The organism is Shewanella septentrionalis (assembly GCF_025370265.1).
Classification (GTDB): Bacteria; Pseudomonadota; Gammaproteobacteria; order Enterobacterales; family Shewanellaceae; genus Shewanella; species Shewanella hafniensis.
In genome coordinates this window covers 1-15,554 of the sequence record NZ_JAMTCC010000061.1, presented here as the reverse complement: position 1 = coordinate 15,554, position 15,554 = coordinate 1, and the positions used below count along the sequence as shown (strand labels likewise).

Genomic DNA, 15,554 nt, shown 5'->3' with positions numbered 1-15,554 from the left:
AGCATCCTAATCTGCTGAAAGAGGAAGGACTGCATGATGCAGGGCATGTACTGGTCAGCGATATCACCTATCTTGAGTCAGACCAAGGTGTGCACTACCTGTCACTGGTCACCGATGCCAGTTCTCGTAAGATAGTCGGTCATCACGTGAGTAAAGACATGAAAGCCGAGAGTGTGGTGAAAGCGTTAAAAATGGCCATCAAAGATAAGCGCTATATCGGCAACGCGGTGCATCACTCAGACAGAGGCTTACAATACTGCTCAGCCGTTTATCAGAATGCGCTTCAGGCGAGCCAAATCCAGCCGTCAATGACGGATGGTTATGATTGCTACCAAAATGCATTAGCAGAAAGAGTGAATGGCATACTGAAGCAGGAGTTTTTAATGCACCGATGTAGGACATTTGCGGAGCTGAAGATACTTGTTAGAGAATCGATAGCAATATACAACGATATGAGACCGCATCTGAGTTTGAATATGGCAACCCCTAATCAGATGCACAATAGAAAAGGCCAGCTAGTGGAGCTGGCCTAAAAACTGTCAACCTATCTTAGGACGGGACAAAGTTTACAAGTAAGATAGCCAGTTCAACGCGCTATCCTCACTTAAATTATTCTTCTACAGGGTAAAGCACCTTGGCATTGGCTTTAAGTGAATCTATCAAGCCACGGTAGTCTGCTTCACTGTATTGTGCGTTCAGGCGTTGTTTAAGTGCATTAACCAGCTCATCACTCACACCTTCAGCAGCGTTGACTTTATCTAGCGCAACTACGGCATAACCATTTGCTAAACCAACGGTATCGACAACTGGAGAAGTGCTTGGTGTTGGCATTTGGAACGCTTTGCCTACAATCGCAGCATCAACATCTTGCGCGCCGCGGCCTAGTTTCGCTTTAGCCACTAAACCAAGATCCGTTGCACCGGCTTTAACTTGTGCCATCAGCTCTTGTGCTTTCGCACGGGCGGCTTCGTTTGCTTGATCTTGCTTCAAACGTTCTGTGATATTGGCTTTCACTTCCGCTAAGGCCAAAGTGCCCGCATCGTGATGTTCCTTCACACGAACCACCACCACGTGGTTAGGTTCAAGCTCAATCACTTCACTGTTTAACCCTTTCAGCATAACAGTTTCAGAGAACGCAGCTTTAACTAAGTCTGGCTTGTTCAGCGCAGCAGGAACGTTATCGCGAGAAAACAGTGGAGTCGTCTTAATATCGACGCCCACAGCTTTAGCGGTTTCAGATAATGTATCTGGCACTTCATAGCTAGTATCAGCCAATTTGCTTTGTAAGCTATAGAATTGATCAACCGCTTTCTTATCTTGCAATTGCGCCACTATCTTAGCTTTTACATCGGCAAACGGTACAGTCACACCAGGTTGCACATCTAATAGCTTGATAATGTGGAAACCAAAGTCAGTTTTAACTACCGCTGAATGTTGGCCTTTGTTCAATGCAAATAATGCAGCATCGAAAGCGGGGTCCATCACACCTGGTTCAAACCAATCCAGTTTACCGCCCTGCTCTGCACTCAAGGTATCGTCAGAGTTAGCTTTAGCCAGATCAGCAAAATCGGCACCGCTGTCTAATTGCTTCGCTAAATCTTCAGCCTTGGCTTTTGCAGCAGCTTCATCGCTACCTGGCATAACCAGAATATGTGCGGCAAGACGCTTCTCATTAGACACGTATTGCGCTTTATGTTCTTCGTAATAAGCTTGCGCTTCTTCGTCAGAAACTGGGTTATTTTTAGCAAAATCAGCCGCATTCAACTCAACATATTCTAAGCTCACCATTTCAGGGCTCATAAACTGCCCTTGGTTTGCGTCATAATAGTTTTTCACTTGCTCGTCAGTCACAACCGCTGTCGCTAAGAATGGCGCAGAATCAACGGCTAAATAGCGCACATCGCGAGTTTGGCCTTGTAACTCAGCTAACTGCTTAGCTTCGCCAGCTAACACAAATTCAGTACCAACTAGCGCAGCCGTTAACTGACGACGGGTCATATCGACGCGCATCATGTCTCTGAACGCCTGTGGTTGATAACCTAACTGACGTAGAATCGCCTGATAACGATCGTTATCAAACTTGCCATCGGTTTGGAATGCGGGTTCAGTTTTCACGGCTGCAATGATCTGTTCGTCAGATACACGCAACCCCATAGCCTTAGCCGCTTGATCTATCAGTTTGTCAGCCACTAAGCGCTCTAATACGCTCTGCTTAATGCTTTGTAGATATTTTTCGTCAGCAGATAACGCAGCAAACATCTCACCTAGCTGTTGCTCCATACGAGAGCGCTCGCTTTGGTAAGCCTGCTCAAGCTCGGCTTTAGTGATTATGTCACCGTTCACTTCTGCTGCAGGCACATCAGTTGTAGAACCTAAGTAACTGCTGACTCCTGCAAATGCAAAAGATAAAATCACAAGTACGAGAATGCCTTTAGCAATCACGCCTTGCGAACCATCGCGGATCTTTTCTAACATCAGATTTCTCGCTTGTTGCGATTAACAAAATAAAAAGGCGCATCGGTTTGAGATGCGCCTTTCTGTAATTTATGGGGAATATTCAGACGCTACCACAGGTAAATTCTAAAACCCCGAGTAATGGTAGAAATTAAGCTTCATATTCCATTACTTTCAATTCGTAAAAAGCACTGATAAACAGTGCTTGTCATTACGAATGCCTTACAAAGGCTACGATATTAATGATTAATTAACAGCGTCTTTCAGTGCTTTACCAGCTTTGAATGCTGGAATTTTAGCTGCTGCGATTTTGATTTCTTCACCCGTTTGTGGGTTGCGACCAGTACGCTCAGCGCGTTCACGCACTTCAAAAGTACCAAAACCAACAAGAGAAATTTTATCGCCTTCTTTCAGACCTTCGGTCACAGCAGCGATAAAAGAATCCAGTGCACGGCCGGCAGCGGCTTTAGAAATGTCAGCACCAGATGCGATTTTCTCGATTAGTTCAGATTTGTTCATGTCATCCCCTTGAATGTAATTTTTTTGCGCCGCAACCAAATCCGTCTCTAGAGCGGTCTGCGGAGGCTTTTATAACAAGCTTGAATTCAAAGTTCAAGCTGAGTTCGAAAACCAAAGAAATAAAACTGGATACAGCTCAAAGCCAGTTGCGCCAAGGGCTTGGAGCAGCTGGCTCTCCACAGACCTAGGCTACCACAGGTCTACGCTTTGTTAAGCCCCTTTTTTCATTTTTTTTAACGTGATAGCGCAATTTCTTGCGTTATGCCAAGTTTTTAACCACTTCGAAGCCTTCAACCGGTCTTTCTAGGGCCAGTTTTAACACTTCATCGACCCAACGCACAGGACGAATTTCTAAATCGGCAATTACATTGGCAGGAATTTCTTCCAGATCACGCTCGTTTTCTTTTGGTATAAGCACTAATTTTATGCCGCCGCGGTGTGCTGCCAGCAGTTTTTCTTTCAAACCGCCAATAGGTAACACTTCACCACGTAAGGTAATTTCACCTGTCATGGCCACGTCGCTACGTACTGGGTTACCCGTTAAGCTGGATACTAAAGCGGTACACATAGCCGCACCGGCCGATGGACCATCTTTTGGCGTTGCACCTTCTGGCACATGCACATGGATATCACGCTTCTCGTAGAAATCCGCATTAATACCTAATTGTTCCGCACGGGCACGAACCACTGTCATCGCAGCCTGAATCGACTCTTGCATTACATCGCCAAGCGATCCTGTGTAAGTTAACTTACCTTTACCAGGTACCGATGTAGCTTCTATCGTCAATAAGTCACCACCCACTTGGGTCCACGCTAAGCCAGTCACTTGACCGATTTGGTTCTTCGACTCGGCTTTGCCGTAATCGAAGCGCTGCACGCCAAGGAATGACTTAAGGTTATCTTGATTCACAGTGACAGATTTAACTGATTTATCGAGCAAAATCATTTTCACGACTTTACGACAAATCTTCGACAATTCGCGCTCAAGCGCTCGCACGCCCGCTTCACGGGTGTAGTAACGAATAATGCCAACGATAGCACTATCATCTACTTTAATTTCAGTCGCTTTTAAACCATTGCGCTCAATTTGCTTATTCAGCAAATGTTGCTTAGCAATATTCAGCTTCTCGTCTTCGGTATAACCCGATAAACGAATGACTTCCATACGGTCAAGCAGTGGCCCAGGAATGTCCATAGAGTTAGACGTTGCCACAAACATCACATCGGATAAGTCGTAATCGACTTCGAGATAATGATCGTTAAAGGTCGCATTTTGCTCAGGATCGAGGACTTCTAATAAAGCAGAAGCCGGATCGCCGCGCATGTCTGAACTCATCTTGTCGATTTCATCCAGCAAGAATAATGGGTTTTTTACACCCACTTTAGCCATCTTTTGAATGACTTTACCTGGCATAGAACCAATATAGGTACGGCGATGACCACGGATTTCCGCTTCATCACGCACGCCGCCTAAAGCAACACGCACATACTTACGCCCGGTCGCCTTAGCGATCGATTGACCCAAGGAAGTTTTACCCACACCTGGAGGTCCAACGAGACACAGGATTGGCCCTTTAAGCTGACGCACTCGGCTTTGGACTGCCAAATATTCCAAGATACGGTCTTTAACTTTTTCAAGACCAAAATGATCGGTATCGAGTACTTCTTGGGCTTTCGCCAAATCACGTTTGATTTTAGATCGTTGGCTCCAAGGCACTGACGTCATCCAATCCACATAGCTGCGCACAACTGTGGCTTCTGCCGACATTGGCGACATCATACGTAGCTTGTTAAGCTCTGCCAGGGCTTTTTCTTTCGCCTCGGCGGGCATGTTAGCCTCTTCAATCTTACGATTTAAGGCTTCAAACTCGTCATGGCCTTCGTCTAAGTCACCCAGTTCTTTCTGGATGGCTTTCATCTGTTCGTTCAGATAGTACTCACGCTGACTTTTTTCCATCTGTTTTTTAACGCGGGTACGAATACGTTTCTCAACCTGCAATAGGTCGATCTCCGATTCCATCATCGCCATTAAATATTCCAGACGCTCGCCAACGTTGATCATCTCAAGCACAGATTGCTTATCTTCAAGCTTAAGTGGCATGTGTGCAGCCATAGTATCTGCCAGACGCGCCGCTTCATCGATACCCGATAAAGAGGTCAAGACTTCTGGCGGGATCTTTTTGTTCAGCTTGATATAACCTTCAAACTGACCAATAGCACTGCGCACTAACACTTCTTCTTCTTTGTCTTCCAGCGGTTCTGATTCCAGATACTCAGCCTTAGCCACAAAGAATTCTGTTTCTTGGGTGTAACGGGTAATACGGGCGCGACGACCGCCTTCTACCAACACTTTGACTGTGCCGTCTGGCAGCTTAAGTAACTGTAAAATAGAGGCAACCGTACCCACTTCGAAGATGTCATCTTTTGATGGTTCATCGAGTTCGGCATCACGCTGCGCCACTAAAATAATTTGCTTATCCTGCGCCATTGCGGTTTCGAGACATCGAATCGACTTTTCTCGTCCGACAAATAACGGAATTACCATATGGGGATAGACCACCACATCTCGCAGTGGCAGCACGGGGAGTTCGATATGCGCTTCACGCTCTTGGGTCATAGTTCGATTCCGTTTTGGTGAAATGGATTAATACTGGAGTATATTGGGACGCTTTATTGAGTTTCAATGGCTAATACGAAAAAAGGAGTCCATTGGACTCCTTGTTTTTCAGTTTATTAGCAATCAGTACAATTATTGTTCGCCAGAGGCTGCTTGGGCTTCATTGTGCTCATAAATCAGGATAGGTGCAGATTCACCTTTCACGACAGATTCATCCACAACGGCCTTCACCACACCATCGACTGAAGGAATATCGTACATAGTATCCAGTAAAATACTTTCAACGATTGAACGTAAACCACGGGCACCTGTCTTACGTGACATCGCCTTGTGGGCTATCGCTTTAAGTGCATCTTCGCGGAATTCAAGCTCAACGCCTTCCATCTCAAATAACGCGCTGTACTGTTTCGTCAGGGCATTTTTAGGTTGAGATAAAATTTGCACTAGGGCTTCTTCATCAAGTTCAGTTAGAGTCGCAACCACAGGCAGACGGCCGATAAACTCAGGGATTAAACCGTATTTGACTAAATCGCCAGGTTCAACTTGCGATAAGGTCTCAGAAATCGTCGCCTTCTCTTTCTCGCCTTTCACCTGTGCACCAAAACCGATACCTGAGCCAACGTGTGCACGTTGCTCAATCACTTTCTCAAGCCCTGCGAATGCACCACCACAGATAAATAGGATCTTAGAAGTATCGACTTGTAAGAATTCTTGCTGTGGATGCTTACGACCACCTTGAGGTGGAACCGCGGCAACAGTCCCTTCAATCAGCTTAAGCAGCGCCTGCTGTACGCCCTCACCCGATACATCACGGGTGATCGATGGATTATCAGACTTACGGCTAATTTTATCGATTTCATCAATATAAACGATACCACGCTGCGCTTTTTCTACATCGTAGTCGCACTTTTGTAGCAACTTTTGAATGATGTTTTCAACGTCTTCACCCACATAACCCGCTTCAGTCAGTGTTGTGGCATCGGCCATAGTGAAAGGTACATTGAGTGAGCGCGCAAGGGTTTCAGCCAACAGCGTCTTACCACTACCCGTTGGACCGATAAGTAAAATGTTACTCTTACCCAGCTCGACTCCGTCCTTAGGCGATGCATTTTTTAAGCGCTTATAGTGGTTATACACAGCCACTGATAGCACTTTTTTGGCTCTGTCTTGGCCAATCACATAATCGTCTAAATGTGCACGTAATTCATGTGGTGTTGGTAATTTATCGCTATCACGCTTCGGAGAGATTTCTTTAATCTCTTCGCGAATGATGTCGTTACATAACTCAACACATTCGTCGCATACATACACTGATGGGCCAGCAATGAGTTTTCTGACTTCATGCTGGCTCTTTCCGCAAAAAGAGCAGTACAGCAATTTACCGCTGTCACCATTATTTTTGTTGTCGCCCATTAATTACCTCATTTGCAGTCTGCTCTACTGCCTGTCTTAAATTTGCTTAACTTTTACAGAGCATAGCTCAGTCAAAAGCAAAAATCAGCCGCGTTTCGTCATCACAGAGTCAACTAAGCCATATTCGACGGCTTGAGTCGCACTCATGAAGTTGTCACGATCGGTATCACGTTCAACGACTTCGAGCGGTTGGCCAGTGTGCTCGGCTAACATTTGGTTAAGCTTATTCTTAATGCCTAAGATTTCTTTGGCATGGATAGCGATGTCAGAAGCTTGACCTTGGAAACCACCCAGTGGTTGATGGATCATCACGCGAGAGTTTGGTAAACAGTGACGTTTACCCTTCTCGCCACCGGCTAATAAGAATGCACCCATGCTAGCCGCTTGACCGATACACACAGTGCTAACATTTGGTTTGATGAACTGCATAGTATCATAAATCGCCATGCCTGCCGTGACAGAGCCACCTGGAGAGTTTATGTATAAAAAGATATCTTTATCTGGGCTTTCTGATTCTAAGAATAATAATTGCGCCACGATAAGGTTTGCCATGTGTTCTTCAACTTGACCGACCAAAAAGATAATCCGCTCTTTCAACAAACGAGAATAAATATCGTATGAGCGTTCACCCTTAGCAGTCTGTTCGATCACCATAGGCACTAAAGCACTTTGTATGTCTGACGCATTATGCATTATTCACTTCCCTAAATAAAAATGGCTCGCATGAGGAGCCTCATACGAGCCATTATAAATGGCGAACAGCTAATCAAGTCAAGCTTAGCTTATGCGCGACCAGTAGCCTTGTTCATAAATTCTTCAAAAGCGACTTGTTTTTCGGTCACTTTGGCAGATTTCAACAGTGCTTCAACCGCTTGCTCTTCTAAAGCAACGTTGCGCATGTTTTGCATCAGCTCTTTGTTGCTGTTGTAATAAGCAACAACTTCACTTGGATCTTCGTAGGCTGAAGCCATAGAAGCGATCAAGCCTTGTACACGTTCGTCTTCTGCTTTCAGTTCGTTAGTCTTGATGACTTCGCCTAATAACAGACCGATTTTAACGCGACGAGCCGCTTGTTCAGTGAACAATTCCGCTGGCAGTTCAGGCATGTTAGCAGTTTGACCACCAAAGCGTTGCATTGCTTGTTGGCGCAATACGTTAACTTCACCATCGATCAGTGCTTTTGGCAGAGTGATGTCGTTGTTCGCTAACAGACCGTTGATCACTTGCTCTTTCACGTTAGCTTTTAACGCTTGCTCAAGTTCACGGTTCATGTTTTTACGGATTTCAGCTTTAAGGGCTTCTAAGCCACCTTCGCTGATACCGAACAGAGCAGCAAACTCATTATTGACTTCTGGCAGGTTAGCTGCTTGAACTTCAGTCAGCGTAATCGCGAACTTAGCGGCTTTACCTTTCAGGTTTTCAGCGTGATATTCTTCTGGGAAGTTCACGTCGATAACAAATTCTTCACCCGCTTTGTGACCTAAAATACCCGCTTCAAAACCTGGGATCATACGGCCGCTACCTAATTGCAGTTCGAAATCGTCAGCTTTGCCGCCTTCAAATTCTTCACCGTCAACTGAGCCAACAAAGTTCATTTTCACTTTGTCGCCATCGGCAGCTTCACGTTCAACAGCAGCGAAAGTCGCGTGTTGTTTACGTAGGGTTTCAATCATAGTGTCAACGTCAGCGTCAGTCACTTCAGCTTTTGGCTGTTCTACTTCGATTGCATCTAAGCCTTTTAGCTCAACTTCTGGATAGATTTCAAAGGTAGCGATAAATTCGAACTTTTCGCCATCAGTTGAACCAGGAACAAAAGTCGGTGCACCCGCTGGGTTTAACTTCTCAGCAATAATTGCTTCGATGAAGTTACGTTGCATCACTTCACCCATGATGTCTTGACGAATCGCTGCGCCGTAACGTTTGTTAATCACAGTAATAGGCACTTTACCAGGACGGAAACCTGGGATACGAGCACGCTTAGCTTCACGTTGTAAACTGTCTTTAACCAGCTTTTCAATTTGTTCAGCAGGAACAGAAATGGTCAGGCGACGCTCTAGGCCTTGGGTTGCTTCAACAGAAACTTGCATTGTTTTACCTCGAAATTTGTCTAACGTCCTTTGTAATAGCCGATTCATCAACTATTCAGGTATTCGTTTCTTGATCATTAAATTTGACTACAATGCCCACCACTACTGGCTTTAGGCACAGGTCGCTCATAGTTGATATCTATCAAGACGCGACATTATAGCCACCGTTTTCTGCAGAGTCGAGCCTCAACAGCCGAATCTGGGGTATAAAAAAAGCGACACAAGGTCGCTTTTTTTAATTTGTACTCAAAGTACTAAAAAATGGGGTGACTGATGGGGCTCGAACCCACGACAACCGGAATCACAATCCGGGACTCTACCAACTGAGCTACAATCACCACTGAAACTGGTACGCCCGGCAGGATTCGAACCTGCGACCACCCGCTTAGAAGGCGGGTGCTCTATCCAACTGAGCTACGGGCGCATGGTTTACAGAATTTTCTGCATCCTAACCGATTTGGAAAGCACTTAGCTAACCCTATCATTCGCCTATTTGAGTTCAAATTATTTTTTGAATTCATCGATGCAAATGACAATAAAGTGGTCGGTGATAGAGGATTCGAACCTCTGACCCTCTGGTCCCAAACCAGATGCGCTACCGGACTGCGCTAATCACCGAATATCTTACATAACATTGAATATCTTACATAACATTTTCAGCGCAAGATGAACACATCTGCCTGAGAACGGAGCGCATCTTATCCCCTCACTTTACAACCGTCAACGATTTTTTTTTTGATTGACTCTAGGTGCTGAATTATCAGGCTAATCCGGTTTTTTTTATCCATTTGGCGACGGCTTTAACCATGACACAGTAGCTGTGCCCTGTTAAAATAGCCGCGATTGCCAATCTCTGTGTTAACTACTGTTTTAACCATCGCCCATATAAAGGATATCCTACACCCATGACAGCCCAAATAATCGACGGCAAGGCGATTGCTCAATCCATCCGCACTAAACTCAGCGAAAAAGTCACCGCCCGCAAAGAGGCTGGACAGCGCATTCCGGGTTTAGCCGTAGTATTAGTGGGAGCCGATCCGGCATCACAGGTTTATGTTGGAAGCAAACGTAAGGCCTGTGAGGAAGTTGGATTTATTTCTCGTTCATACGATTTAGAAACAAGTTGCAGTGAAAATGAGTTGCTGAGCCTTATTGATAGTCTGAATGATGATCCGACCATCGATGGCATTTTAGTGCAACTGCCATTACCTGCCCATATCGAAGATTCAAAAGTCATCGAACGTATTCGTCCAGATAAAGATGTCGATGGATTTCACCCGTATAACGTTGGCCGTTTAGCGCAGCGCATTCCGGTGCTGCGCTCTTGCACGCCGATGGGCATTATGACACTCATCAAATCCACTGGTATCGATACCTATGGTTTAGATGCTGTTGTGGTTGGCGCGTCTAATATTGTCGGCCGCCCTATGACCTTAGAGTTACTGCTTGCTGGCTGCACCACCACCACTTGCCACCGCTTCACTAAGAATCTTGAGCAAAAAATCCGTCTCGCGGATCTCGTGGTTGTCGCTGTCGGTAAACCCGGCTTCATTCCTGGTGAGTGGATCAAGCCCGGCGCGATTGTAATAGATGTGGGTATTAACCGTTTAGATAACGGCACCTTAGTCGGCGATGTGCAATATGAAGTCGCCGCGCAAAATGCCAGTTTTATCACTCCAGTCCCAGGCGGTGTTGGCCCTATGACAATTGCGAGCCTATTGGAAAATACCTTATACGCTGCCGAGCAATATCACGACTAAGTTCTAGCTTCTAGCTTCTAGCTTCTAGCTTCTAGCTTCTAGCTTCTAGCAAGCATAAAAAAACCTGCATAATGCAGGTTTTTTATTTGCTGAAGATTTTCTTGAATTAAGAATATAGCGAATAAGCTTATTTCTTACGCCAAGTGGTACCACTTGGGCCATCTTCGAGCTCAACGCCTAACTCATTCAAACGGTTACGCGCCACATCCGCAGCAGCCCAGTCCTTTTCAGTACGAGCACGGTTACGTTCAACGATTAAAGCTTCGATTTCAGCCACTTCATCGTCACTACCGCCGCCTTGGAAGAAAGCCTCTGGCTCTTGGCTTAATAAGCCTAAAACATCTGCTAAATGCTTCAAGGTGACTGCTAATGCCGATGCCTGTGTCATATCGGTCAGTTTTAAACGATTGATCTCACGCACCATGTCAAACAGGACTGAATAGGCTTCAGGTGTATTAAAGTCATCATCCATCGCCGCTTTAAATTTCGCGACAAACTCTTCTGCTGGCGCCGCAGCGACAGTCAAGTCGACATCTTTAATAGCCGTATACAAACGCTCTAAAGCTGAGCGAGCTTGTTTCAAGTTATCTTCTGAATAGTTCAGTTGACTACGATAGTGGCCAGATAACAGGAAATAACGCACAGTTTCAGCATCATAGTGACCAAGTACATCGCGAATGGTAAAGAAATTGCCTAACGACTTAGACATTTTTTCACGGTCAACCATCACCATGCCAGTGTGCATCCAATAGTTCACGTATGGCGTGTCATGAGCACAGCAAGACTGGGCGATTTCGTTCTCATGGTGCGGGAACTGTAAGTCAGAGCCGCCGCCATGAATATCAAAATGCAGACCTAAATGCTTGCTGTTCATGGCAGAACATTCGATATGCCAGCCAGGACGACCCGGTCCCCATGGTGATTCCCACGTCGGTTCGCCAGGTTTAGACATTTTCCACAAAACAAAATCCATTGGATTTTGTTTGGTTTCGTCCACTTCTACCCGAGCACCGGCTTGCAGTTGATCTAAATTCTGGCCTGATAAACGGCCGTAATCAGGATAAGAAGCCACGCTGAAAAGCACATCACCATCGCTCGCCACATAGGCATGACCACGGGCGAGTAATAACTCAACCATGTCGATGATTTCGGCAATATGCAGGGTTGCGCGCGGTTCAAAGTCTGGGCGCAACATATTCAAGGCATCGAAGTCTTGATGCATTTCACCGATCAAACGCTCGGTTAAGGCTTCACAGCTTTCGTTATTCTCGTTAGCGCGCTTGATAATTTTGTCATCAACGTCGGTAATATTGCGCTGAAAATTCACTTCATAACCCGCGTAACGCAGGTAGCGCACTATCATGTCAAAGGAAACAAAAGTACGGCCATGACCAATATGACAGAGATCGTATATGGTCACACCACACACGTACATCCCGATTTTTCCGGGAGTAATCGGCTTAAATTCCTGTTTTTGGCGGGTAATACTGTTGTAAATCTTCAACATCGATATTCTCTTCAATGATACATTCAGGTGTAAAATCAAGGAGTCAGTCTATCACGGCCTGACAGGTTTTGAATACTGCACTTTGCGCGCAATCCGAGATAAGTTAGAATCGCGCCACTATTTACAGAGAGTATGAAAACATGATCACATTACACACCAATTTGGGCGACATTAAACTGCAACTGAACGCTGAAAAAGCGCCGTTAACAGTGGCAAACTTCATGAAATATGTTGACGAAGGTTTCTTCGACGGCACTATCTTCCACCGTGTGATTGACGGTTTCATGATCCAAGGTGGTGGCTTCAACGAAGACATGAGCCAAAAGCGTTGTAACGAGCCAGTGAAAAACGAAGCCAATAACGGTTTATCAAACCGTACTGGTACTGTCGCAATGGCACGTACTTCTGATCCACATTCAGCCACTGCACAGTTCTTCATTAACGTGAACGACAACACTTTCCTCGATTTTAAATCAGAAACCTCACAGGGCTGGGGCTACTGCGTATTCGGCGAAGTTGTTGAAGGCATGGATATTATCGAAAAAATCAAAGCAGTTAGTACAGGTAACCGTGGTATGCATCAAGATGTACCATTAGAAGCTGTAGTGATTGAAAAAGTCAGCGTTGCGGCATAATCCCTGCGAATGCGAACTTTATTTATAGGCGATCTGCACCTGAGTGCAGATCGCCTTGATATCACGCAAGCGTTCACTCGCTTCCTCGACACTGAACTCGATGATGCCGACGCCCTCTATATCCTAGGTGATTTGTTTGAAGTCTGGGTTGGCGATGATATTGCCTTGCCTTTTGCCCTTGAACTCGCCGAAAAACTCAAGCAAGTATCGCAAAAACTGCCGGTGTATTTCATCCACGGCAACCGTGACTTTATGTTAGGCAAGCAATTTGCGCGCGCCGCAGGAATGCAAATCTTACCCGAAGTGACGTGCCTGAATTTATACGGCATAGAGACGGTTATCTTACACGGCGACAGCTTGTGTACTTTGGATAAGGCCTACCAACGCTTTCGAAAACTGCGCAGTTTGTCACTGGCGCGTTGGCTATATGGTTGTTTATCCAAGAAAACCCGTCAGGGCATTGCCGATAAAATTCGCAGCAATAGCAAAAGTAGCAATCAGCAAAAAAGCTACACCATCATGGATGTGGAGCCCAATGCGGTCGATGCGTTATTTGCCAAGACCCACACCAAACATATGATCCACGGTCATACCCATAGACCCGCCATTCATCAACTTGCTAATGGCTGTCAACGTATTGTGGTTGGCGATTGGTATGAGCAAGGCAGTGTGCTGAGTGTGAGCGCCGAAGGGATTAACTTACAGTCCTTACCCTTCGAGCATACAACTTAAGTTAGCTGCTTTTATTGACCTTGTTTGAGGTTAAAGACGCATTATATTAACGGTTCGAGCGAACCGTTAATCGTTTTAGCTATATCGACTTAATTCATCAATTTTTAAAAAGAAGGTGCTTCAAATCAATTTGCTAGCGGCGATCCACTGTGGAAACGAAACTCTTCATCCTGCGCCAGAATCAACTCAGCCTCTAACTCACCAAAGTACTTTACGCGCTCGCTAATATCCTCAGGTGAAACCAACTGTGCTAATGCAAGATAATCTTGATAGTGGCGGGCTTCAGAGCGCAGCAGTGACACATAAAACTTACTCAGCTCACCATCTAAATAGGGCGCCAACTTAGCAAAACGCTCGCACGAACGCGCCTCAATATACGCCCCCACAATCAGCTTATCCCGCAGGATATCTTTCTCATGGGTGGTTACATAGCTCATCATGCCTTTGGCATAACGGCCTGCGCGAATATTACGATACTCAATGCTGCGTTTGTGCATCAATTCCAATACTTGCTCAAAATGATGAAACTCTTCTTTAATCAAGCGGATTAAAGGTGAAACCAAATTAGCGGCAAACTTAAAGTTTGGCTTAGGCATAAGTTCGGCCACCAGCTCATTCTTTTTCACATCGCGCGCCAGAAAGCTCACCACATCATGATCTTGCGAATAGATAAACTCTTCATAGGGTTTAGCCCACGCCAACAGAGCTCGACCACTGTCTTTATCTAACGCATATTTTCGTAGCAAAAATATCGCCGTCTGAGCCGCTTTTAACTCACAGTTACAATGATCGATAAGCAACTCTTCCAAGGAATCTGATTTTATCGCGACATCAATCCAAGTTTGCGGTGTTTCACAGCGAAGAAACGCGTGGATGGGGGCAAGAAGTTGCTGCATGGACTCACTCAATATCATTCTGAATATCGCGCTATTTTACGCATATTTACTCATAAGCTATAGCATTAGGCTTCAGTAAACTTGACGCGCCGAACTTTTTGTTCAATAAATAATCTACACTCTAAAGAACTGAGATCCTGATCACACAGCCTCTCACTTCTGTATGTGTCACCAATCGTCAGTTAAAGGAACAGGACAGCATTTTAACCTCGATTGTGGAGCTGTTATCAGCTCGTCTGACGTTTGGCGAGCCATTCATCAATGCTGAACAAGGATAATTATAATGATACTGAATCACTTAATGGGGCTATACACTCATCCTAAACAAGAGTGGCACACAATTGAGAAAAACCATGAGGCACTAAAAAGTAGCTTAAGTCATGTGGTACTGATCGCCTTAATCCCTGCGATTTGCAGTTATATTGCTACGGCTTATATTGGCTGGAACCCAGGCGCTGGCGATCCGATTTACCTCACACCTCAAAGCGCCATGTTTATGTCAGCTGGCATGTATTTAGGCCTAATTGCGGGCGTATTCGCCCTCGCCTATTTGGCCTATTGGATGGCAAAAACCTTCGATGCAAATCCAACCTACACCCAAGCGTTAGAACTCGCGTCCTACACAGCTACACCATTGTTTATGGTCGGTTTAGCCGCCTTGTATCCAGTGCTGTGGTTTATCATGATAGTGGGATTGATTGGTCTGGCTTACTCAGTCTACTTACTGTACGCGGGTGTGCCGATTATTATGAATATCCCTGAAGAGAAAGGCTTTATCTATGCCAGCTCTATGGTGACCGCTGGTTTAGTGTTGTTAGTGGGGCTAATGGCAACCAGCGTTATTTTATGGAGCCTAGGTTTTGGTCCTATGTATCAATAACAAGTCGAATTAACTGTCACTCACACCAACCAATAGCTCTATCGCTAATCCATA

General features: G+C 45.3%; 13 protein-coding genes and 3 tRNA genes. 5 read left to right on the top strand and 11 right to left on the bottom strand.

Annotation, left to right across the window (positions count from 1 at the left end; genetic code table 11):
• Window positions 1-533, top strand: a 533-nt coding sequence (locus NE536_RS21370) for an IS3 family transposase (protein WP_261273955.1), incomplete at its 5' end; no start/stop codon positions are given.
• A 76-nt stretch (window positions 534-609) separates the two neighbouring features.
• Here the strand turns inward: NE536_RS21370 and NE536_RS21365 are convergent.
• The 9 genes from NE536_RS21365 to NE536_RS21325 all read right to left on the bottom strand — a co-directional run bounded on the left by NE536_RS21365 (window position 610) and on the right by NE536_RS21325 (window position 9,708).
• Entirely contained in the window at window positions 610-2,475 is a 1,866-nt protein-coding gene (locus tag NE536_RS21365; RefSeq protein ID WP_261273954.1) for a SurA N-terminal domain-containing protein, read from the bottom strand.
• 225 nt (window positions 2,476-2,700) lie between these two features.
• Window positions 2,701-2,988 (bottom strand): nucleoid-associated protein HU-beta, encoded by a 288-nt coding sequence (gene hupB, locus NE536_RS21360; protein ID WP_255211589.1) that lies wholly within the window; start codon window positions 2,986-2,988, stop codon window positions 2,701-2,703.
• A gap of 244 nt (window positions 2,989-3,232) precedes the next feature.
• Window positions 3,233-5,590 (bottom strand): endopeptidase La, encoded by a 2,358-nt coding sequence (gene lon, locus NE536_RS21355; protein ID WP_261273953.1) that lies wholly within the window; start codon window positions 5,588-5,590, stop codon window positions 3,233-3,235.
• Between the two features lie 132 nt (window positions 5,591-5,722).
• Complete coding sequence (gene clpX, locus NE536_RS21350) at window positions 5,723-7,003, bottom strand: ATP-dependent protease ATP-binding subunit ClpX (RefSeq protein ID WP_220592579.1); 1,281 nt, start codon at window positions 7,001-7,003, stop codon at window positions 5,723-5,725.
• A gap of 84 nt (window positions 7,004-7,087) precedes the next feature.
• Window positions 7,088-7,696: an ATP-dependent Clp endopeptidase proteolytic subunit ClpP gene (gene clpP / locus NE536_RS21345; protein ID WP_006081124.1), complete on the bottom strand. Its 609-nt coding sequence runs from the start codon at window positions 7,694-7,696 to the stop codon at window positions 7,088-7,090.
• 89 nt (window positions 7,697-7,785) lie between these two features.
• Window positions 7,786-9,090: a trigger factor gene (gene tig / locus NE536_RS21340; RefSeq protein ID WP_261273952.1), complete on the bottom strand. Its 1,305-nt coding sequence runs from the start codon at window positions 9,088-9,090 to the stop codon at window positions 7,786-7,788.
• Window positions 9,091-9,352: 262 nt separating this feature from the next.
• Window positions 9,353-9,428 (bottom strand) — tRNA-His (locus tag NE536_RS21335).
• A 9-nt stretch (window positions 9,429-9,437) separates the two neighbouring features.
• Window positions 9,438-9,514: transfer RNA gene (locus NE536_RS21330), tRNA-Arg, on the bottom strand.
• Between the two features lie 117 nt (window positions 9,515-9,631).
• Window positions 9,632-9,708 (bottom strand) — tRNA-Pro (locus NE536_RS21325).
• A gap of 287 nt (window positions 9,709-9,995) precedes the next feature.
• Between NE536_RS21325 and folD the strand changes: the two genes are divergently transcribed.
• Window positions 9,996-10,850 (top strand): bifunctional methylenetetrahydrofolate dehydrogenase/methenyltetrahydrofolate cyclohydrolase FolD, encoded by an 855-nt coding sequence (folD, locus tag NE536_RS21320; RefSeq protein ID WP_261273951.1) that lies wholly within the window; start codon window positions 9,996-9,998, stop codon window positions 10,848-10,850.
• Window positions 10,851-10,977: 127 nt separating this feature from the next.
• On the opposite strand, the gene cysS is transcribed toward folD, so the two are convergent.
• Window positions 10,978-12,357, bottom strand: coding sequence for a cysteine--tRNA ligase (cysS, locus tag NE536_RS21315; protein WP_261273950.1), 1,380 nt, complete (start codon window positions 12,355-12,357; stop codon window positions 10,978-10,980).
• A 140-nt stretch (window positions 12,358-12,497) separates the two neighbouring features.
• On the opposite strand from cysS, the gene NE536_RS21310 reads away from it, so the two are divergent.
• On the top strand, window positions 12,498-12,992 hold the full coding sequence (locus NE536_RS21310) for a peptidylprolyl isomerase (RefSeq protein WP_106650139.1): 495 nt from the start codon (window positions 12,498-12,500) through the stop codon (window positions 12,990-12,992).
• Between the two features lie 9 nt (window positions 12,993-13,001).
• Window positions 13,002-13,724, top strand: a complete 723-nt coding sequence (locus NE536_RS21305) for a UDP-2,3-diacylglucosamine diphosphatase (protein ID WP_006085362.1) — start codon at window positions 13,002-13,004, stop codon at window positions 13,722-13,724.
• A gap of 125 nt (window positions 13,725-13,849) precedes the next feature.
• On the opposite strand, the gene miaE is transcribed toward NE536_RS21305, so the two are convergent.
• Window positions 13,850-14,620 (bottom strand): tRNA isopentenyl-2-thiomethyl-A-37 hydroxylase MiaE, encoded by a 771-nt coding sequence (gene miaE / locus NE536_RS21300; RefSeq protein ID WP_261273949.1) that lies wholly within the window; start codon window positions 14,618-14,620, stop codon window positions 13,850-13,852.
• A 283-nt stretch (window positions 14,621-14,903) separates the two neighbouring features.
• Here miaE and NE536_RS21295 point away from each other — a divergent pair, with 283 nt between their 5' ends.
• Window positions 14,904-15,500 carry a Yip1 family protein gene (locus NE536_RS21295; RefSeq protein ID WP_006081117.1) on the top strand — a complete coding sequence of 199 codons (597 nt, stop codon included), beginning with the start codon at window positions 14,904-14,906 and terminating at the stop codon, window positions 15,498-15,500.
• Window positions 15,501-15,554 lie beyond the last annotated feature (54 nt).

Bases quoted from the DNA above. Each gene is read 5' to 3' on its own strand.
- NE536_RS21295 (WP_006081117.1), top strand. From the start codon at position 14,904: ATGATACTGAATCACTTAATGGGGCTATACACTCATCCTAAACAAGAG.
- cysS (WP_261273950.1), bottom strand. From the start codon at position 12,357: ATGTTGAAGATTTACAACAGTATTACCCGCCAAAAACAGGAATTTAAG.
- NE536_RS21310 (WP_106650139.1), top strand. From the start codon at position 12,498: ATGATCACATTACACACCAATTTGGGCGACATTAAACTGCAACTGAAC.
- folD (WP_261273951.1), top strand. From the start codon at position 9,996: ATGACAGCCCAAATAATCGACGGCAAGGCGATTGCTCAATCCATCCGC.
- miaE (WP_261273949.1), bottom strand. From the start codon at position 14,620: ATGCAGCAACTTCTTGCCCCCATCCACGCGTTTCTTCGCTGTGAAACA.
- clpX (WP_220592579.1), bottom strand. From the start codon at position 7,003: ATGGGCGACAACAAAAATAATGGTGACAGCGGTAAATTGCTGTACTGC.
- tig (WP_261273952.1), bottom strand. From the start codon at position 9,090: ATGCAAGTTTCTGTTGAAGCAACCCAAGGCCTAGAGCGTCGCCTGACC.
- NE536_RS21365 (WP_261273954.1), bottom strand. From the start codon at position 2,475: ATGTTAGAAAAGATCCGCGATGGTTCGCAAGGCGTGATTGCTAAAGGC.
- NE536_RS21305 (WP_006085362.1), top strand. From the start codon at position 13,002: ATGCGAACTTTATTTATAGGCGATCTGCACCTGAGTGCAGATCGCCTT.
- clpP (WP_006081124.1), bottom strand. From the start codon at position 7,696: ATGCATAATGCGTCAGACATACAAAGTGCTTTAGTGCCTATGGTGATC.
- lon (WP_261273953.1), bottom strand. From the start codon at position 5,590: ATGACCCAAGAGCGTGAAGCGCATATCGAACTCCCCGTGCTGCCACTG.